We start from the raw sequence: 18,796 nt of genomic DNA on the forward strand, positions 1-18,796 counted from the left end.
ATCTGTCCGTGCCTCCTGTCATCTTTTCGCACGGCAACAGCTTTCCGGCGAGCACCTACCGCGTCGTTCTCGACAGCCTTCGCAACCGGGGCTTCGAGGTCGACGCCATCGAGAAATTCGGGCACGACCCGAAGTACCCCGTCACCGACAACTGGCCGCACCTGGTGCAGCAGCTGGCCGACTTCGCCAAGCTGCGCGCCGACCGCGCAGGCGGCCCGGTGTTCCTCATCGGCCATTCGCTGGGCGGCTTCCTGAGCCTGATGTGCGCGGCGCGCCATCCCGAGCTGGCGCGCGGCGTGCTGCTGATCGACTCGCCGATCCTCGGCGGCTGGCGCGCGAACACGCTCAACGTGGTCAAGCGCACGCCGCTCATGAAGAGCATTTCGCCCGGCGCCGTGAGCCGCAAGCGCAAGAACAGCTGGGAGCACCGCGAGGCGGTGTTCGAGCACTTCCGCAGCAAGAAGGCGTTCGCGAAGTGGGACGAGCAGGTGCTGCACGACTACATCGACCACGGCACCTTCGACAGCGAAGACACGCGCTCGCTGAGCTTCGACCGCGACGTGGAAACCGCCATCTACAACACGCTGCCCCACACGCTGGGCGGGCTGCTGCGCCGCCATCCGATCAAGTGCAAGGTGGCCTTCATCGGCGGACGCCAGTCGGTCGAGATGAAGCAGGTGGGCATGGCGATGACCGAACAGGTCACCAAGGGCCGCATCACGATGCTCGACGGCAGCCACCTGTTCCCGATGGAAAAGCCGCTGGCCACGGCGGCGGCCATCGAGGCTTCGCTGCGCAACCTGATGTAGGTGGTGTTCAGGCGGTGCGGCAGGCGACCGCGTCGCCGACGCGCAGCACACCGCCACGCAGCACCCGCGCCGTCACGCCGCCATGCCCGCGCATGGCGTTGTAGCCACCAGGGCCGAGCAGTTCTTCCATGCGCGAGCAGGGCTCGCAGGGCCCGGTGATCTCGAGCAGCACCTCGGGCCCGAGCGCCAGCACCAGCGGCTGGTCGCGAAACAGCGAGCGCGCCGCCAGCAGGTTGAGGCCCGACACCACGAGGTTGCGGCGCAGCAGCCCTGCGTCGACACCTGCCACACGCTGCGCGAGCGCCGCGACAACCGGCAGGTGCTCCGCCTGGATCAGCGTGACCTGCCGCTTGCCACCGCCGCGCCCAGCGCTGATGCGGTCGCCGGCCAGCCCCAGCCCTTCGATCGCCTGCACCTCCTCCACCGCTTGAACCGGCGTACGCCGCGCGGGGCGCAGCAGGATGGCATCGAGCCGGCCGGGATGCGGGAACTGCCGGGTCAGGGCGTGGAGGTCGGACATGCGCCGCATTGTCCACGCGGACTTTTTTTTGCGCCCCGCTGTCGGCCCGCCGCATACTGGCGCGTCCTTGGGGTTGAACCGACCTTCTTCGAAGCGACACGCACCGCGCCGACGATGACCACCACCGAGCTGAGCTGGATCGCCACCACGCTGACCGCCGCACGCCCGCGCGCGGTGGCCGCGTTGCTGCGCTACTTCCGCGACCTGGACACGGCCGAGGAAGGTTTCCAGGAAGCCAGCCTGCGCGCGCTGCGGCACTGGCCCGAGCAGGGCCCGCCCGACGATCCGCTGGCCTGGCTGATCCTCGTGGGGCGCAACGCGGCGCTCGACGAACTGCGGCGGCGCGACCGGCACGATCCACTGCCCGAAGCGGACGACGGCGACGCGGACATGCCCCTCGACCCCGACCTCGCCGAACAGCTCGACCAGTCGCACTACCGCGACGACGTGCTGCGCCTGCTGTTCGTCTGCTGCCACCCCGCGCTGCCGCTCGCGCAGCAGATCGCGCTGGCGCTGCGCATCGTCTCGGGCCTGTCGGTGCCGGAGATCGCGCGCGCCTTCCTGGTCGGCGAGCGCGCCATGGAACAGCGCATCACGCGCGCCAAGCAGCGCGTGGCCGCGGCCGGCCTGCCCTTCGATGCGCCCGGCCCACGCGACCGCGGCGAGCGGCTGGCGGCCGTGGGTGCGGTGGTCTACCTGCTGTTCAACGAAGGCTACGCGGCCAGCGGCGGCACGGCCCATGTGCGCGTGGCGCTGTGCGAAGAGGCGATCCGCCTCGCGCGCCTGCTGTGCGACCTGTTCCCCGACGAGCCGGAGACCACCGGCCTGTGCGCCCTGCTGCTGTTGCAGCACGCGCGCGCCGATGCGCGGCTGGACGCCGGCGGCATGGTCGTGCTGCTCGAGGACCAGGACCGCACGCGCTGGCACCGCGCGGCGATCGACGAAGGCCTGGCCCTGCTCGACGCCGCGCTGCGCCGGCACCGCATCGGGCCGTACCAGCTGCAGGCGGCCATCGCGGCCACGCACGCGCGGGCCGCGCGCGCGGCCGATACCGACTGGGCCGAGATCGACCGGCTCTACGCCGGGCTCGAAAAGCTGCAGCCTTCGCCCGTGGTCACGCTCAACCGTGCGGTGGCCGTGGCCAAGGTGCGCGGGCCCAAGGCGGCGCTGGCGATGGTCGACACGCTGGAGGAGCCGCTGTCGGCGTACTTTCACTTCCACGGCCTGCGCGGCGGGCTGCTGATGCAGCTGGGCCGCGCCGACGAAGCGCGCCGTGCCTTTGCCGACGCGCTCGCGTTGGCCCGCACCGCCGCCGAGGCTGCGCACATCCGCCTGCTGCTCGACCGTCTCGGCGCGGGCACCTCTTCCGACTCCCTTCAAGCAAAGGACGCACGATGCTCTATTCCATCCTGATCTACGGTTCCGAAGCTGCGGCGGCCGGCTGGGCGCCCGAGGTCGAAGACGAGATGCTCGAGCGCCACACCGACCTGCGCGACGAGCTGCAGGCCGCCGGCCGCCTCGGCACCGTGCTGCGCCTGATGCCCGACACCGCCACCACCGTGCGGCACGCCGGCGCCGCGCATCCGCTGGTGACCGACGGGCCGTTCGCCGAGACGAAGGAGCAGCTGATGGGCATCTACATCGTCGAGTGCGAATCGCTCGAAGACGCGCGGCATGCGGCGCGGCGGCTGGACTTCGAGGGCGGCGTGTTCGAGATCCGCCCGGTGACCTGGTACGACCCGGGCGTGATCGCACCGCGCATCCCGCAGGTCTGAAAAAAACTCCACTGCGCTGTCGGATCAGCTGGGCCTGCGCCGTCCTTGGAACGAGCGCCCGCATATCGCGGGTCGCCATTCACGCCAAGGAGAAGCGTCCATGCCTTCGAATGCTCTGTCTTTGAAAGACCGCTGCGCCGTCATCCACGGCGGCAGCGGTGCCCTCGGCGGCGCCGTCGCCCGCGCCTTTGCACGCGAAGGCGTCCGCGTGTTCATCACCGGCCGCAACCGCGACAAGCTCGATGCGGTGGTGCGAGACATCACCCAAGCCGGCGGCCATGCGCAGGCCGCGGTGGTCGATGCGCTGGACGAAGCCGCGATGCTGCGCCACGCGGCCGAGGTCGCCGAGCAGGCTGGCGGCATCGACCTCGCGTTCAACGCCGTCGGCGTCTTCCACGTGCAGGGCCGGCCGCTGGCCGAGCTGTCGCTGGAGGACTTCTTCCTCCCCATCCACGCCTACACACGCAGCAACTTCCTCACCGCCAAGGCCGTGGCACCGCACATGGCGGCGCGCGGCGGCGGCGTGATCCTGTCGGTGTCGACGCCCGCCTCGCGCCTACCCGGCCCCGGGTACCTCGGACATGCCGTGGCCTGCGCCGGCGTGGAGGGGCTCGCGCGTCACATGGCGGGCGAGCTGGCGGTCTTTCGCATCCGCACGGCCTGCATCCGCTCGCACGCGATTCCCGAGGCGGTGGCCGCGGGCTCGCACAGCGGCGAGGTGTTTCGCCCGGCGGCCGAGCGCATGGGCCTCACGGTCGAGCAGATGCTGGCCGCGCGGCCCGAGGGGCTGCTGGTCGAACGCCTGCCCTCGCTGGACCAGCTCGCGGGCACCGCGGTGTTCCTGGCCTCGCCACTGGCCGGGGCCATGACCGGGGCAATAGTCAACCTGAGCGGAGGGGTCATCCTCGATTAGGGTTGTGGCCGCTTTGAATTAACATCAAGATACAAATAGGAACTTTAGAAACAGTCGTTTCATTTAAGAAAAAACGTTGCACCACGTACACCACGGCTCAAAAATGTCGTCCTATGTCTGCCCCTCTCCTGGAAGACGTTGAAGTGGTCTCGCTGAGCCCCGCGCTGGTGGTCGAAGACGATCCGGCCATGCGCGAGCGCCTGGCGTACGTGCTGTCGACGCTCGGATGCGACGAGCCCCAGATCGCATGGGCCGACAGCCTGACCTCGGCCCGCTCGCTGCTGGAGCAGCAGCATTTCGGCGTGGCGCTGGTCGACATCGGCCTGCCCGACGGCAGCGGCGTCGACCTGATCGAGTGGATGCACGTGCACCACCGGCTGGTGCCCGCCGTGGTGATCTCGGCCTGGCGCACCGAGGCCGTGATCTTCGCGGCGCTGCGTGCCGGTGCCATCGGCTACCTGCTGAAGGAACGCGACGACCTCGAGCTCAGCATCGCGCTGCGCAGCATCGAGCAAGGCGGCGCGCCGATCGACCCGGCCATCGCCCGCCGCATCCTCGGCTGGGTCGCGACCCAACTGCCCGGCCTGCCCTCGCCGCCCGACGACCCGTCGCTGACGCCGGCCACCTCGCCCGTCATGCTGACGCCGCGCGAGCGCAAAATCCTCGAGCTCGTGTCGCAAGGGATGAGCAACCGCGACATGGCGGAGGCGCTGTCGATCTCCAGACTCACCGTGGAATGCCACACCAAGAACATCTACCGCAAGCTGGCCGTCAACTCGCGCACCGAGGCGGTCTACCAGGGCCGAAGGCAGGGCCTGCTGCGCTGAGGCTCCTTGCGGGCCTGCTGCTGTGGGCCCTGTGGCTGCTGCTCCCGACGGGCAGCGCACACGCACAAACACCGGTTGTTCCTGAACTGCGCGCCGAAGCCGCACGCGGCACCGGCTGGCACGACACGACGCCGCCCGCCGACGGCTGGACGCCCGTCGCCCTGCCCGACAGCTGGGCCACGCGCTGGCCCGGCTTCGACGGCGTGGTCTGGTACCGGCTGACCTGGGAGCAGCCCGCACCCGTGACAGAAACCGGGCTGCTGCTGCACTACCTGAACATGGCCGGCGAGGTCTCGCTCAACGGCACGACGATCTGGCGCGACCGCAGCCTGGTCGAACCGCTCACGCGCGCCTGGAACTCGTCGCGCTACTGGGTGCTTGCCGCACCGCAGCTGCGCGCCGGCACCAACACGCTGCTCGTGCGCGTGTCGGGCCTGTCGGCCTACCAGGCCGGGCTGGGGCCGGTGAGCCTGGGCACGCCCGCGGCCATGCAGGCAGAGTTCGGCCGCGAGCAGCTCATGCGGCGCGACCTGCAGGTGTTCGGCCTGGCGACCAGCGCGGCAGTGTCGGCCTTCTTCGCGGCGTGGTGGCTGCTGCGCCGGCGCGAAACGGCCTACGGCTGGTTCGCGGCGATGTCGGTGCTGTGGCTGCTGTTCGGCTACAACCAGATCGCCACCAGCCCGTGGCCCTTTGCCAGCAACCACAGCTGGCAGGCGCTGAACACCTCGCTGCTGCTGTTCTTCAGCGTGTCGTACGGCGTGTTCGTGCTGCGCTTCGCCGGGCGGCGCCTGCCGCGCCTGGAGATCGCGGCGTTCGCGGTGGCGGCCGTGGGCGTGCTCGACCTGTGGTTCGCGGGCACCGCCAACCTGCCCACCCACCGCGCGATCTGGACGCTGGTGGGCGGCCTCACGATCATCGTGGTGAACAGCAGCGGCATCTTCCATGCGCTGCGCCACCGGGGCAGCCCGATGCGCTCGCTCGCGCCGTTCATGGCGGTGTCGGCGCTCACGGGCGCGCACGACCTGCTGGTGTTCACGCAGGTGATCGACAGCAACATCTACTACACGACCATGTCCTCGTACGTGCTGCTCTTGGGCATGGCGCTGACGCAGGCAGGGCGCTTCGTGCAGAGCCTGCGGCGCATCGAGAACTTCAACACCGAGCTGATCGAGGAAGTGAACGCCGCCAAGGCCGAGCTCGCCTCCACGCTCGCGCAGCAGCACGCGCTGGAACTCGCGCACGCGCGCATCGGCGAGCGCGTGGCCCTGGTGAGCGACCTGCACGACGGCCTGGGCGGCATGCTGGTGGGCAGCATCGCGACGCTGGAGCGCACGCCCGAGCACCTCAGCGCGCCGCAGCTGCTGGCCATGCTCAAGAGCCTGCGCGACGACCTGCGGCTGATCATCGACGCCACCGGCCGCGACGACGGCGCACGCGCGCTCGGCGAGCTGCTGGCGCCGCTGCGCTACCGCAGCGCACAGCTGCTGGACGCCAACGGCATCGACTGCCGCTGGAAGGTCTCGGGCATCGACACGCTCGAACTCGCGCCCTCGCAGAGCCTGGACCTGATGCGCTTCCTGCAGGAGGCGCTGACCAACGTGCTCAAGCACAGCGCGGGCCGTCGCGTGGACGTGACGGTGGCGCGCACGGGTGCCGAGCTGCAGCTCAGCGTGCGCGACGACGGCCGCGGCTTCGCGGTGGACGGCGTGAGCGGCGGCGCGGGGCTGCGCAACCTGCGGGCACGGGCACGCCGCCTGGGCGCGCAGCTGCAGCTGCAGTCGCGCCCCGGCGAGACGCAGCTGGTTTTGCGGATGCCCCTGGGCGGCGCGGCGCCTACTTGACCAGCGCCAGCGTGCCCTTCATGAGCGACGCGTGCCCCGGGAACGAGCAGAACCACGCATAGCTGTCCCCCGCCTTGAGCTTGCTCACATCGAAGCTCACGGCATCGGTCTCGCCGCCGCCGATGACCTTCGAATGCGCGATGACGCGGGCATCGTCCGGCTTCACGTAGGCCTTGTCCAGCCCCGCGCCGATGCCGTCCGCCGCCACGCCCTGCGCGTCGGCGGCCTTGCTCAGCACCCAGTTGTGGCCCATCGCGGCCTTGGGCAGCTTGCCGACGTGCTTGAGCTTCACGGTGAACTGCTTGCAGCTGGCCGGCACCGCGATGGCGGTCTTGTTGAACTGCATCGCGTCGTTGCCTTCGATCTCGATGTCGCAGGTGGCGGCCAGCACGGGGCCTGCAAGCAGCGCCGTGAAAAGCAGGGCCGCGGTGGTTCTCGTCTTCATCACATGGTTCCTTCGGTGAGGTGCCGATTCGGCACGCCCCACTGTGCGGTGGGCGTGCCGCGGAACACTTGCGATGGATCAATGCGCGGCGAAAGGCCTCAGAGCTCGAGCACCAGTCGCCCTTCACAAGCGCGAGAGCAGCAGGCCATCATCTTCGTGTTCGCATCGCGCTCGCTGCGCGTGAGCACCACGTCGCGGTGATCGACCTTGCCGGCCAGCACGCGCACTTCACACGAACCGCACAGGCCTTCCTCGCAGTCGCTCTGCACATCGACGTTGGCCGCGCGCAGGGCCGTCAGCAAGGTCTGGTCGGGCGGCACGGTGATCACGAGGCCGGAGTCTTTCAGCTCCACCTCGAAGGCATGTTCCTTCGACGGGTCGAGCGTGGCCAGCGTCGATTCGAAATGCTCCACGCGCAGCGCGCCCTCGGGCCACGCGGCGCAGCAGTCTTCGAGTGCTTCGAGCATGCGCAGCGGGCCGCAGGCATACACCTGGGCGCCGGGCACGGGCGTGGCCAGCAGCGCGCGCAGGTCGTTGCGTCGGCCTTCGTCGGCGGCATGCACGTGCAGGCGCTCGCCGTGCAGCGCGGCCAGCTCGTCGACAAAAGCCATGCTCGTGCGGCTGCGGCCGCTGTAGTGCAGTTCGTAGTCCATGCCCAGCGCCTTGGCGCGCCGCGCCATCGCGCTCACGGGCGTGATGCCGATGCCGCCGGCGATGAAGATCGCCTTCGGCAGCGACTCGTCGAGCCGGAAGTGGTTACGCGGACCGCGGATGCGCAGGCGGTCGCCCACCTTCACGTTCGCATGCACCCAGGCCGAGCCGCCGCGGCCTTCGGGCTCGTGCAGCACGGCGATCTCCAGCGCGTGGGCTTCGTCGGGGTCGCCGCACAGCGAGTACTGGCGTGACAGCTCGGGCGTGCCGCATTCCACGTCGATGTGCGAGCCCGGCGTCCAGCGCGGCAGCGGCTTGCCGTCGGGCGACACCAGGCGCAAACGCACGATGCCATCGGCCACCGGCGTCACGCGCTCGACCACCACGGGCCGCGCGATGGCGTGCGCTGAAGGCTCGCCGATGCGCACGGGCACCTGCACGTCGCGCAGGCCGGCGTTGGCGCGCTCCGGGTTGGCGCGCGGGTCCCACTCCACCCACAGGTGCTCGGGGCCGCGGAACGAGGTGTTAGGCACGTAGCTGAAGCGTTGCTCCGACAGGCGCATGTGCGGCAGCCGGCGCGTGAACTCCTCCAGGAAGATCTGCATCTCCATGCGCGCCAGGTTCTTGCCCATGCACTGGTGCGAGCCGTAGCCAAAGGTCAGGTGGTCGCTGGCGTTGTCGCGGCGGATGTCGAACAGGTCGGCATCGGCGAAGTGGCCTTCGTCGTGGTTGGCCGACGAGGTGACGATCAAGAGGCGCGAGCCCGCCGGCAGGTCGACGCCGCCGACCTGCGTGTCCTTGGTGACGAGCCGGCGCCAGGCGGCCACCGAGCCGTTGTGGCGCAGGCACTCTTCCACCGCGTTGGGAATGAGGCCCGGGTCGTCGCACAGCTCCTGCCACACCTGCGGATGCTGCAGCAGCAGCTTCACGGCGTTGGCGGTGGCGTTGGCGGTGGTCTCGTGCGCGGCGACGATGCCGGCCATCATCATCGAGTGCAGGTACGAGTCGGTGACGACCTCGGGGTGCTGCATCTGCTTGCGGATGCCGTACTGCATCCAGCCCGGTGCGTCGGGGTCCTGGCGCATCTTGTCGAGCACCTTGCCGGCGTACTGCCAGAAGTTGCCGACGGCGTGCGCCACGGCCACCTGCTCCTCGGGCTTGGGGCGGCCCCAGGTGTTGACGGTGTGCGCAATGGAATATTTGCGCAGCGTGTCCATGTCTTCCTCAGGCACGCCGAGAAAGTGCAGTGCCACGGTGAGCGGGATCTCCCACAGCATCTGGTCGACGAGGTCGGCGCGGCCGTCGTCGATGAAGCGGTCGACATAGCTACGCGCCAGTTCGCGCACCAGCGGCTCGTGGTGCTTCAGCGCCTCGGGCGTGAACGGGTCCATGAGCGCGCGGCGGCGCGGCATGTGGGCCGGCTCGTCCTCGTTCACCAGCGTGCGGTTGAGCGCAAAGCCGTAGCTTGCGAGCACGGCGTTGGCTTCTTCGCCGGTGGGCGTGATCTTCTCCAGCGCGTTCGACGGGCTGAAGGTGAGGTTGTCGCGGAACACCGCCTTGATGTCGTCGTAGCGCGTGATCACCCAGTAGCCCAGCTTGGGGCTGTAGAAGATCGGCTCCTGCTCGCGGGCCCAGCGCACGTACTCGGGCGGGTCCTGCTGGTAGCCGTCCTCGAAGGGGTCGAACTCGGCGGCGCGCTGGCTCACGGGGCAGCCGGTGGGCGTGCGCTCGGCGGAGAGCGCCCCGTGCGCGACGGGGCAACCGGAGGTGCGCGAAGGCATGGCGGTATCGGACATGGCAGCAGACTCAGTCGAGCGTGATCTTCAGGTCGCGGATCAGCTTGTGCCAGCGCGCGGTCTCGGCCTTGAGCAGCTCGGTGTACTGCGCGGGCGTGTTGCCCACGGGCTCGACGCCGAAGTCGACCATGCGCTTGTTCACCGAGGGCTCGTGGATGGCGGCCACCAGCTGGCGGTTGAGCGTGTTCACCACGTCGGCCGGCGTGGCCGCGGGCACCACCACGCCGACCAGCGCGGCGGCCTCGACGTTCTTGTAGCCGAGCTCGGCGAAGGTGGGCACGTCGGGCAGCTGCGGCAGGCGCGTGGGGTTGGCCACGGCCAGCGCGCGCACCTTGCCGCCCTTGATGAAGCCGGCGCCGGCGGCCATGTCGACCATCATGGCCGGCAGCTGCCCGCCGACCACGTCGGCCAGCGCGGGCGCCGCGCCGCGGTACGGCACGTGGACCATGAAGAGCTTGGCCTCGACCTTCAGCAGTTCCATCGCCAGGTGGTGCGGGCTGCCCGCGCCGGCCGAGGCGTAGTTGATGCCGCCCGGCTTGGCCTTGGCCTGGGCGATGAAGTCCTTGGCGGTGGCAAAGCCCGAGTTGGCGCCAACCACCAGGATCATCGGGAACTTGCCCATCAGCGTGACGGGCGCCAGGTCCTTGGTGGGGCTGTAGCTCAGCGACTTGTACAGCGCCGGGTTGAACACCAGCGTGCCGTTGTCGGCCGAGAGCACGGTGTAGCCGTCGGCCGGGGCGCGCGCGGTTTCGGCGGCGGCCAGCGCGGTGTTGCCGCCGGGCTTGTTGTCCACCAGCACCGGCTGGCCGACCTGCGTCGACAGCGTCTGGGCGACGGTGCGCGCGAGGAAATCGGAGCCGCCGCCCGCTGCGTAGGGCACGAGCCAGCGGATCGGCTTGGCGGGAAAGGCACTGGGTGTGGTCTGGGCGCTGGCGGCGGAGGCCAGGGCAGCCAGGGACAGGACCGCAAGGCCGCGGGCGAAGTGCATCTTCATCGGGGTGTCTCCGGGGTGGAAATTGTGTATTGCGTAATTATCATACGCATTGCGTAATCACCAGACCACGGGTTTACCCGGCCATCGAGGCCGACACCTAAGATGAGGACGACATGACCTCCCCCGCCGAAGCACCCTCTTCCCCTCCCCGCGAGCGCCGCCAGCGCGTGCAGTCCGCCGAGACCGGCATGGCCGTGCTCAAGGGCCTGGCGCACCTGGGCGGGCGCAGCAGCCTCACGGCGCTGGCCACCCATGTGGGCGAGAGCCCGGCCAAGGTGCACCGCTACCTCGCGAGCCTGATGGAGGAAAGCCTGGTGCGCCAGGACACCGCCTCGCAGCACTACTACCTGGGGCCCGAGGCGATCCAGATCGGCCTGGCCGCCATGCGCCAGGCCGACCCGATCCGCGCGGCCGAGCCCTGCCTGATCCGCCTGCGTGAATCGCTGGAGGTGACCTGCTTCGTCGCGGTGATGGGCAACAAGGGCCCGACCATCGTGCGTTTCGAGGAGCCGGGCCTGCCGGTGACGGTGAACGTGCGCGCCGGCTCGGTGATGTCGATGCTGTGGTCGGCCACCGGGCGCGCCTTCCTGGGCCTGCTCGACGAGTCGCGCGTGGTGGCGCTGGCCGAGCAGGAACTGGCCGACGCCACCGAGGACATGCGGGCTCTGCTCGATGCCGACGACCCCATCGGCGCGTTGCGCCGCGAGGTGCAGCAGGCGCACTGCGCCATCGTGCGGGACACCTACCTGCGCGGCATCAGCGCCGTGGCGGCGCCGGTGTACGACTACGCGGGGAGGGTGTGCGCCGTGATCACCGCGCTGGGGGCCACGGGCGGGTTCGACCCGTCGATCGACGGGCCGATCGCCATCGCCGTGCGGCGGGAGGCGAAGGCCGCCGGCGCGCTGCTGGGCGCGGCGGCCTGAAGCTGTTGCTTTACTCGGCCCAGACGACTGCGCCGGTCCACGCCGTGGCCAGCACCACGATGCCGAAGGCGATGCGATACCAGGCGAAGGGAATGAAGTTGTGGGTGCTGATGTACTTCAGCAGCCAGCGCACGCACAGCCATGCGCTGATGAACGAGAAGGCCAGGCCCACCGTGAACATCGGAATGTCGGCCACCGACAGCAGCGCGCGCTCCTTGTAGAGGCTGTAGGCGCCCGCGCCGATCAGCGTCGGAATCGCCAGGAAGAACGAGAAATCGGTCGCCGCCTGGCGCGACAGGCCCAGCAGCATGCCGCCGATGATGGTCGAGCCGCTGCGGCTGGTGCCGGGGATCATCGCGAAGCACTGCACCAGGCCGACCTTGAGCGCGTCCCAGGGCGTCATGTCGTCCACGTGTTCGACGCGCACCGAGCCGGGCGGGCGCTTCTCGGCCCACAGGATGATGAAGCCGCCGATGATGAAGGTGCTGGCCACCACGGTCGGGATGAACAGGTGCGCCTTGATCATCTTGCCGAACAGGAGGCCCAGCACCACCGCGGGCAGGAAGCCGATGACGATGTTCAGCGCCAGCCGGCGCGCCTTGGGCTGGCGCGGCAGCGCCACCACGGTCGAATGGATCTTCTGCCAGTAGACCAGGATCACCGCGAAGATCGCGCCGGTCTGGATGGCGATGTCGAACACCTTGGCCTTGGCGTCGTCGAAGCCCAGCAGCGAGCCCGCAAGAATGAGGTGGCCGGTCGACGAGATCGGCAGGAACTCGGTCAGACCCTCCACGATGCCCATGACAGCGGCCTTGACCAGCAAAACGATATCCACGCGTACTCCTTGTAAGAGCGGCAATTATGGCGAGGCCATCGGTCAGGCCCTGTTCAGGCGCCGTTCCGCCGGTGGAACACAAGGCAGCCCGCCCACGGAAATACCTAGTTCAGGTGATGTTCGACCTCGGCGCGTTAATACATATTGATAACAGTTATTCATCTGCGCCCGAAGGAGCATCCATGTCAACGTTCACCACCGGGAGTGAACTCGAGGACTGCGTCGCAGAAGAACGCCCCTCGACGCTCGACGACCATGTCGAAGACCGTCTCAAGAGCCCCTGCCAGCTGGAGCGGGAGCAGTGCCACGGCATGCTGCGCGTGGCCGAAGCCACCGGCGCCTCGGCCCACGAGCTGCGCCAGCTGACGCAACGCCTGGCCGACATCGACCGCTGCGGCGCCAGCGCCTGCATCGTCGCGCAGGGCCATGTGGAGGCCGACCGCATGGCCTCCGGCCTGCAGGCCAACGCTGCCCTGTGCATCGACTTCCGGCTGCTGGAGCCGCTGGGCCCGGCCCACGACAAGAAATGGTTTGCGCGCTGGAAGTTCTGGAGCTTCCTGCTCGGCGCGGCCGGCCCGGTGGCCGCGCTCACGCTGCAGGGCCTGGCGCTGCGCCCGAGCGAGCCGCACGACGCGCACGCCGACCTGGTCGCCAAGTCGCGCAAGGTGCTCGAAAGCTGGCGCCGCACCTCCGACACCCTCTTCTGGCACGCGGTGGAAGACTACGTGCGCCAGCAGGCCTTCTCGCTCGAGACCCAGGCCTACCTGATGCACTGCGTGGCGTCGGTCTTCGCCGCCGACGCGCCCGTGCTGTGCGACGCCGAGCGCGAACGGCTGGCCGCCGTGCTCACCGACACCTACTGCGACGCGCTCGGCACGGCGGCGACCATGCCCTCGTCGGACATCTACCGCCGCCTGGCGCAGGGCCTGGAAACCGACAGCGGCAACGCCGGCCCGGGCCGTCCGCTCGCGCGCGGCGAGGCCGCGCAGGTGGCGATGACCACGCTGGTCACGGTCGTCGGCAACGGCGGCTCACACTGAAGCTGAGGCACGCCGGCGCAGCGCGCGCACCGCGCTGTCGACCGTCGTCAGCACCGGCAGGCCACTGGCCGCTTCGCAGGCGCCACGCGCCCGCGCCATGCTGAACTGAGCCAGGGCGATGCGCGTGCAGCCGCGCGCACGCAGCGCGGCGGCCTGTTCGGCGATGAGCGCGTCATGGCGTTGCGTGTCGCCCGCATCGAGCGCGGCCAGCGCGCCCTCGGCCAGCGCCAGTTCGAGCGCCATGCCCGCAGGAAACTCCGGCGGCATCGATTCCAGCGTGCGCGCGAAAGTCGCGATCAGGCCCAGCCGGCCTTCGCCCTGCACAGCCTCCTCGATCATGGCCTCGTTGGGCTTGAGCACCGGAATGCCCGCGTGCCGCTGCGCCACCGCCTCGATGCACGGCCCGAAGGCCGAGCAGGTGAAGAGGATGCCGCGCGCGCCCGTGTCCACCGCGTACTGCGCCAGGCGCTGGAAGCGCTCGTGCATCGCTGCGTCGAGCCCCTTGCCGTCGCGCGCGAGGTCGGCCGAGAGGCTGTCGTCCAGCAGGTTCATGCGCACGGCCTCGGGCCAGTCGCGCGCGAAGGCTTCGTTGATGGGTGCGACGGAATGCGAGAGCGCGTGGATGAGGGCGATGCGTGTCATGAAGTCAGGTGAGATCAGATGCCCTTGGACGACGGGTTGGCAAAGGCCTCCTTCGTCTCTGCATTGAGCGGGTAGTTGATGTTGATGCCCTTGGGCGGAATCGGCGACATGAACCACTTGCTGTAGAGCTTTTCCATCTCGCCGGACTTCATCATGCCCGACACCACGCGGTCCACCAGCGCCTTGAAGGCCGGGTCGTCCTTGCGGAACATCAGCGACTGGTTCTCGGTGCGCAGGCTCTCGCCGGTGATGACGAAGTCCTTCGGGTTGCGCGCGTTGGCGATCTGGCCCGCGAGGAGGATGTCGTCGAGCACGAAGGCCTGCGCGCGGCCGCTCTCGACCAGCAGGAACGAGTCGGTGTGGTCCTTGCCCGAGAGCTGGTTCACCTCGAGGCTGCGGCCCTTGTCGGCCGCGCGCAGCAGGCGGAACGACGTGGTGCCGGCGGTGGTGACCACCGTCTTGCCCTGCAGGTCGGCGATGCTCTTGATGCCCGAATCGGCCTTCACCAGCGTGCGCACGTTGTAGCGGAAGATGTCCGGCGAGAAGGCCACCTGCGACTGGCGCTCGACCAGGTTGGTGGTGGAGCCGCACTCGATGTCCACCGTGCCGTTCTGCACCAGCGGGATGCGGTTGGCCGAGGTCACGGCCTGGTACTTGATGTCGAGGGCCGGCAGCTTCAGCTCGGTCTTCACCGCCTCGACGATGCGGTTGCAGATCTCGATGCTGTAGCCCACGGGCTTGAGGTTGGCGTCCAGGTACGAGAAGCCGAACGAGGCCTCGCGGTAGCCGAAGGTGATGGCGCCGCTGGCCTTGATCTTGGCGAGCGTGTCGTTGGCGGGCTGCGCCTGTGCGGGAGCGGTCGGTGCCAGGGCGGCAAGGGCCAGCGCGAAGGCGGCGGCGGCGATGGAAAGCGACGGGCGAAGCTGGGGCATGGAACGCTCCTCGGAACGGCGGTTGAAGAAAAGGGGAACAGGGCCGGCCGCTCAGCGCGCGGCGCCGCGCGTGACCGCGTCGACCGAGGCGGCGAGCCGCGCGACGATCTCCTGCAGGTGGTCGCGCGTCGCGATGTAGGGCGGCGCCAGCAGCACGTGATCGCCCTGGCGCCCGTCCACCGTGCCGCCGAAGGGGTAGCACAGCAGGCCGCGCGCCATCGCGTCTTTCTTGAGGAGCGCATGGACCTTCAGCGATGGATCGAAGGGCCGCTTGCTCGCGCGGTCGGCCACCAGCTCGACGCCCCAGAAGAAGCCGCGCCCGCGGATGTCGCCCACGTGCGGGTGCTCGCCCAGCGCCTCGGCCAGCATCGCGCCGAAGACAACGCCGTCGTCGCGCACCTTGGCGACCAGGCCGTCACGGCGGATCACCTGCTGCACCGCGAGCGCCGCCGCGCAGGCCATCGGATGGCCCAGGTAGGTGTGGCCGTGCTGGAAGAAGCCGCTGCCCTGCGACATGGCCTCGACGATGCGGCGCTGCGCGAGCACCGCGCCGATCGGCTGGTAGCCGCCGCCCAGGCCCTTGGCGATGGTCATCAGGTCGGGCACCACGCCCTCCTGCTCGCAGGCGTGCAGCGAGCCGGTGCGCCCCATGCCGCACATCACCTCGTCGAGGATCAGCAGCACGCCGTACTTGTCGCACACGGCGCGCACGGCCTTGAAATAGCCCGGCACCGGCGTGAGCACGCCGGCGGTGGCGCCGCCCACGGTCTCGGCCACGAAGGCGATCACGCGGTCGGCGCCCTGCGCGACGATGGCCGCTTCGAGCTCGGCCGCCAGACGCAGACCGTACTGCTCGGCGCTTTCACCTTCGCGCTGCTCGCGGTACGGGTAGCACGGCGCGACGTGCGTGGCCGGCACGAGGATGGGCGCGAAGGGCTCGCGCCGCCAGGCGTTGCCGCCCACCGCGAGCGCGCCCAGCGTGTTGCCGTGGTAGCTCTGGCGGCGCGCGATGAAGTGCGTGCGCTGCGGCTGGCCGATTTCCACGAAGTACTGGCGCGCCATCTTCAGCGCCGACTCCACCGCCTCGGAGCCGCCGCTCACGAGGTAAGCGTGGCTCATGCCTTCGGGGGCAGAACCGATGAGCTCGTCGGCCAGCTGCTCGGCCACCTCGCTCGTGAAGAAGCTGGTGTGGGCGTAGGCCAGTGTGTCGATCTGCGCGTGCATGGCGGCCATCACTTCGGGATGGCCGTGGCCGAGCGAGGACACGGCCGCGCCGCCCGAGGCGTCGAGGTACTCGCGCCCTTCGGCGTCGCGGATGAACATGCCCTGCGCGCTGGCGGCAACGGGCGGGGTCTGGCGAAGGTGGCGGTGGAAGACGTGCGTCATGGCGGGAGGAAAGCGGGGGCCTGTGCTTGGAACTAACGTTTCGACCGAATTATTGTTTGGAACATTTGTTCCGCCAACTCCCGGGATTTCCCTGCTCCGGTACATTCGTTCCAGACACCGCACGAAAAGAGACACCGCCATGAGCGCTGCGCCGGGCCGCCCCAAGCAAGCTCGCACCGCAGTGCGAAGCACGAAGGTATTTCGATGAACGCCAAAGAACAGATCCGCCAACGCTTCAACGACCTGAGCCCTGCCCTGCAGCAGGTCGCGCGCTACGTGCTCGACCACCCCAACGAGGTGGTCACAGGCTCGATGCGCAACGTCGGCACGCGCGCGCAGAGCACGCCGGCCACGCTGGTGCGCTTCGCCCAGCACCTGGGCTTCGAGGGCTGGCCGCAGCTGAAGGAGGCCTTCGCCGCCGACATGGGCCTGGGCACCGAGACCTACGGCGGGCGCGCCAAGCAGCTGGTGGGTCGCGTCGCCGACCAGGGCCTGGCGGGCGAGATGTTCGAGGTGCAGCGGCGCAACCTGGAGCTCACGCACCAGCAGAGCGGGCCGGCGCTGCTCAAGGCCTGCGCGCTGCTGGAGAAGGCGCCGGCTGTGCACGCGGCGGGCTTTCGCGCCTGCTTTCCGATCGCGTTCTCGTTCGTGTACGTGTACCGGCTCTTTCGCACCAGCGTGCACCTCGTGGACGGCCAGGGCGGCTCGCTCGAGATGCAGCAGCGCGCCTTCGCCAAGGACGACGCGCTGGTGGTGGCGAGCTTTGCGCCCTACTCGCGCGAAGCCTTGCAGGTGGCCGAGGCCGCGAAGGCGGCCGGCTGCCGCATCGTGGCGATCACCGACAGCGTGACCTCGCCGCTGTCGCTGCTGGCGGACGAGACGCTGCTCTTCACCATCCACAGCCCCTCGTTCTTCCCCTCGGTCGCCGCCGGCGTGGCCGTGACGGAAGCGCTGGTCGAGCTGCTGGCGAGCCGCGCGGGCAAGCCGGTGATCCGGCGCATCGACCAGGCCGAGGCGCAGCTGTTCGAGTCGGGGGCCTACCTCATGGCGCCCGTGGCGCGGGGCGGCTGAGAGACGGAATCAGGCGAGCGCGCGGGTGCGGCCGGCGCTCTGGCGCAGGTAGAGCACCAGCAGGTCGCGGTTGGCGTTGATGTGCTCGCGCATCGCGGCTTCGGCGCCCGAGGCCTCCTGCCGACCCAGCGCCTCGACGATGCAGCGGTGCTCTTCGAGCGCCTGCAGGGCCTGGCTGTGGCGGTACAGCAGCATCGCGGCGTCGTGCCTGTGCGGGCGCGAGCGGCTGTCGAAGATCACCGGCAGCTGGCAGGCGCGCTGCACGGCCTCGCTGAGCCAGCGGTTGTCGGCCAGCGACAGCAACTTGTGGTGGAAGGCCTGGTTCAGGTCCTGCCACTGGTCGGCCCGCTCGTCGGTCCATTCGCCGCTGTCGTGCAGCAGCGCATGCTGCTCGTCGACCATGGCCGTCAGTTCGGCCAGCGCCTCGTCGTCCAGGCCGCGCTCGCTGAGCAGGCGGCAGCCCATGCCTTCGAGCGTGGCGCGCACGCTGAAGGCGTCGAACACGTCCTTGGCGTCGAAACGGCGCACCTGGAAACCCCGCTGCGGGTGGTAGACCAGCAACCCCTCGTCGGCCAGCCGCGCCATGGCGCCGCGCACAGGGGTGCGCGACACGCCAAGCTCGTTGGCGAGCGAAATCTCCATCAGGTGGGCGCCGGGGGCGATCGCACCGTCGAAGATGCGGGTGCGCAGCGTGTCGGCCACGGACAGAACGCGCGTCCGCGAGGGATCTGGGGGGGTCATCGAAAGTCGGAAACAGGGGACGGCCGGAAGCGGGCCGCGCGGATGGTACGGCGGCGTATCGAAGCTTCATATCCCCAATTTCCGTAAAAATACCGTTCTGGCGACTTTTTCGAGAATTACGGAAAAATTATTAACTTCTGTAAACAACCACCCCGGTTTCTGCGTTACCGCCCCGCTGTTTCTGCCGCCAGGTGGATCGCGACGCGAATCCGGGGGTAGGTGCCGCAGCGGCAAATGTTGCCGCGCATGGCGTCCGAGACCTGGTCGTCGCTGGGTTTGGGCGTGGCTTTGAGCAGCGCGCAGGCCGACATGAGCTGGCCGCTCTGGCAGTAGCCGCACTGCACCACGTCGACCTCGGTCCAGGCCGCGCGCAGGGCGTCGGCCTCCCGGCCCTTCAGGCCCTCGATGGTGGTGACTTCGCGCCCGGCCACAGCCTCCAGCGGGGTGACGCAGGAGCGCACGGCCTGGCCGTCCAGATGCACGGTGCAGGCGCCGCACAGCGCCTTGCCGCAGCCGAACTTGGTGCCGACGAGCTTCATCTCGCCGCGCAGCACCCACAGCAGCGGGGTGTCGGGCTCGGCGTTCACGGTGGCGGTCTGGCCGTTGATCTTCAGCGTGGTGGTGGTCATGGCGTGTCTTTCTTGCTGTTCTCGGG

19 protein-coding genes are annotated in these 18,796 nt (G+C 69.5%); 9 read left to right on the forward strand and 10 right to left on the reverse strand.

All coding sequences use genetic code 11. From position 1 onward, the window contains the following. The first annotated feature begins 2 nt into the window (after window positions 1-2). Window positions 3-809 carry an alpha/beta fold hydrolase gene (locus AC1RAA_RS28510; protein ID WP_307589089.1) on the forward strand — a complete coding sequence of 269 codons (807 nt, stop codon included), beginning with the start codon at window positions 3-5 and terminating at the stop codon, window positions 807-809. Between the two features lie 7 nt (window positions 810-816). On the opposite strand, the gene AC1RAA_RS28515 is transcribed toward AC1RAA_RS28510, so the two are convergent. Then, entirely contained in the window at window positions 817-1,329 is a 513-nt protein-coding gene (locus AC1RAA_RS28515; protein WP_492727790.1) for an MOSC domain-containing protein, read from the reverse strand. A gap of 114 nt (window positions 1,330-1,443) precedes the next feature. Here AC1RAA_RS28515 and AC1RAA_RS28520 point away from each other — a divergent pair, with 114 nt between their 5' ends. From AC1RAA_RS28520 to AC1RAA_RS28540, 5 genes are all read left to right on the forward strand, one after another. Further along, window positions 1,444-2,742 carry an RNA polymerase sigma factor gene (locus AC1RAA_RS28520; RefSeq protein WP_492727791.1) on the forward strand — a complete coding sequence of 433 codons (1,299 nt, stop codon included), beginning with the start codon at window positions 1,444-1,446 and terminating at the stop codon, window positions 2,740-2,742. Beyond that, the gene (locus tag AC1RAA_RS28525) at window positions 2,724-3,104 is read left to right on the forward strand and encodes a YciI family protein (protein WP_070062632.1); all 381 of its coding nucleotides are present in this window, start codon (window positions 2,724-2,726) and stop codon (window positions 3,102-3,104) included. The genes AC1RAA_RS28520 and AC1RAA_RS28525 overlap by 19 nt, the downstream gene beginning before the upstream one ends. A 100-nt stretch (window positions 3,105-3,204) precedes the next feature. Then, window positions 3,205-4,017 carry an SDR family NAD(P)-dependent oxidoreductase gene (locus tag AC1RAA_RS28530; RefSeq protein ID WP_492727792.1) on the forward strand — a complete coding sequence of 271 codons (813 nt, stop codon included), beginning with the start codon at window positions 3,205-3,207 and terminating at the stop codon, window positions 4,015-4,017. A gap of 113 nt (window positions 4,018-4,130) precedes the next feature. Next, window positions 4,131-4,844 carry a response regulator gene (locus tag AC1RAA_RS28535; RefSeq protein ID WP_492727793.1) on the forward strand — a complete coding sequence of 238 codons (714 nt, stop codon included), beginning with the start codon at window positions 4,131-4,133 and terminating at the stop codon, window positions 4,842-4,844. Next, window positions 4,754-6,685, forward strand: a complete 1,932-nt coding sequence (locus AC1RAA_RS28540; protein WP_492727794.1) for a sensor histidine kinase — start codon at window positions 4,754-4,756, stop codon at window positions 6,683-6,685. Before AC1RAA_RS28535 ends, AC1RAA_RS28540 begins: the two co-directional genes overlap by 91 nt. Here the strand turns inward: AC1RAA_RS28540 and azu are convergent. The 3 genes from azu to AC1RAA_RS28555 form a co-directional block, all read right to left on the reverse strand. Next, complete coding sequence (gene azu / locus AC1RAA_RS28545) at window positions 6,678-7,130, reverse strand: azurin (RefSeq protein ID WP_492727795.1); 453 nt, start codon at window positions 7,128-7,130, stop codon at window positions 6,678-6,680. The genes AC1RAA_RS28540 and azu overlap by 8 nt on opposite strands. 98 nt (window positions 7,131-7,228) lie before the next feature. Next, the gene (locus tag AC1RAA_RS28550; protein WP_492727796.1) at window positions 7,229-9,577 is read right to left on the reverse strand and encodes a cytochrome P450/oxidoreductase; all 2,349 of its coding nucleotides are present in this window, start codon (window positions 9,575-9,577) and stop codon (window positions 7,229-7,231) included. 10 nt (window positions 9,578-9,587) lie between these two features. Further along, complete coding sequence (locus AC1RAA_RS28555; protein WP_492727797.1) at window positions 9,588-10,571, reverse strand: Bug family tripartite tricarboxylate transporter substrate binding protein; 984 nt, start codon at window positions 10,569-10,571, stop codon at window positions 9,588-9,590. Between the two features lie 113 nt (window positions 10,572-10,684). Here AC1RAA_RS28555 and AC1RAA_RS28560 point away from each other — a divergent pair, with 113 nt between their 5' ends. After that, window positions 10,685-11,494: an IclR family transcriptional regulator gene (locus AC1RAA_RS28560; protein WP_062474916.1), complete on the forward strand. Its 810-nt coding sequence runs from the start codon at window positions 10,685-10,687 to the stop codon at window positions 11,492-11,494. 10 nt (window positions 11,495-11,504) lie between these two features. On the opposite strand, the gene AC1RAA_RS28565 is transcribed toward AC1RAA_RS28560, so the two are convergent. Next, window positions 11,505-12,329 carry an undecaprenyl-diphosphate phosphatase gene (locus tag AC1RAA_RS28565; RefSeq protein WP_062474913.1) on the reverse strand — a complete coding sequence of 275 codons (825 nt, stop codon included), beginning with the start codon at window positions 12,327-12,329 and terminating at the stop codon, window positions 11,505-11,507. Between the two features lie 182 nt (window positions 12,330-12,511). Here AC1RAA_RS28565 and AC1RAA_RS28570 point away from each other — a divergent pair, with 182 nt between their 5' ends. Then, window positions 12,512-13,369, forward strand: a complete 858-nt coding sequence (locus AC1RAA_RS28570) for a hypothetical protein (protein ID WP_070062626.1) — start codon at window positions 12,512-12,514, stop codon at window positions 13,367-13,369. On the opposite strand, the gene AC1RAA_RS28575 is transcribed toward AC1RAA_RS28570, so the two are convergent. Genes AC1RAA_RS28575 through AC1RAA_RS28585 form a run of 3 tightly spaced genes read right to left on the reverse strand, consistent with a single transcriptional unit; the run spans window position 13,361 to window position 16,329 of the window. Continuing rightward, window positions 13,361-14,011: an aspartate/glutamate racemase family protein gene (locus AC1RAA_RS28575; protein WP_307637585.1), complete on the reverse strand. Its 651-nt coding sequence runs from the start codon at window positions 14,009-14,011 to the stop codon at window positions 13,361-13,363. The genes AC1RAA_RS28570 and AC1RAA_RS28575 overlap by 9 nt on opposite strands. 14 nt (window positions 14,012-14,025) lie before the next feature. After that, window positions 14,026-14,943, reverse strand: coding sequence for a transporter substrate-binding domain-containing protein (locus AC1RAA_RS28580; RefSeq protein ID WP_159276009.1), 918 nt, complete (start codon window positions 14,941-14,943; stop codon window positions 14,026-14,028). A 51-nt stretch (window positions 14,944-14,994) separates the two neighbouring features. Beyond that, window positions 14,995-16,329 carry an aspartate aminotransferase family protein gene (locus tag AC1RAA_RS28585; protein WP_492727798.1) on the reverse strand — a complete coding sequence of 445 codons (1,335 nt, stop codon included), beginning with the start codon at window positions 16,327-16,329 and terminating at the stop codon, window positions 14,995-14,997. A 204-nt stretch (window positions 16,330-16,533) separates the two neighbouring features. On the opposite strand from AC1RAA_RS28585, the gene AC1RAA_RS28590 reads away from it, so the two are divergent. Further along, the gene (locus AC1RAA_RS28590) at window positions 16,534-17,400 is read left to right on the forward strand and encodes a MurR/RpiR family transcriptional regulator (RefSeq protein ID WP_492727799.1); all 867 of its coding nucleotides are present in this window, start codon (window positions 16,534-16,536) and stop codon (window positions 17,398-17,400) included. Window positions 17,401-17,409: 9 nt separating this feature from the next. Here AC1RAA_RS28590 and AC1RAA_RS28595 read toward each other — a convergent pair whose 3' ends face one another. Together AC1RAA_RS28595 and AC1RAA_RS28600 are read right to left on the reverse strand one after the other, a co-directional pair. Continuing rightward, entirely contained in the window at window positions 17,410-18,141 is a 732-nt protein-coding gene (locus AC1RAA_RS28595) for a GntR family transcriptional regulator (RefSeq protein WP_083259300.1), read from the reverse strand. 164 nt (window positions 18,142-18,305) lie between these two features. Further along, entirely contained in the window at window positions 18,306-18,770 is a 465-nt protein-coding gene (locus AC1RAA_RS28600) for a (2Fe-2S)-binding protein (RefSeq protein WP_492727800.1), read from the reverse strand. Between the last annotated feature and the right edge of the window lie 26 nt (window positions 18,771-18,796).

This window comes from Variovorax sp. GW823-FHT04F07 (assembly GCF_058795995.1).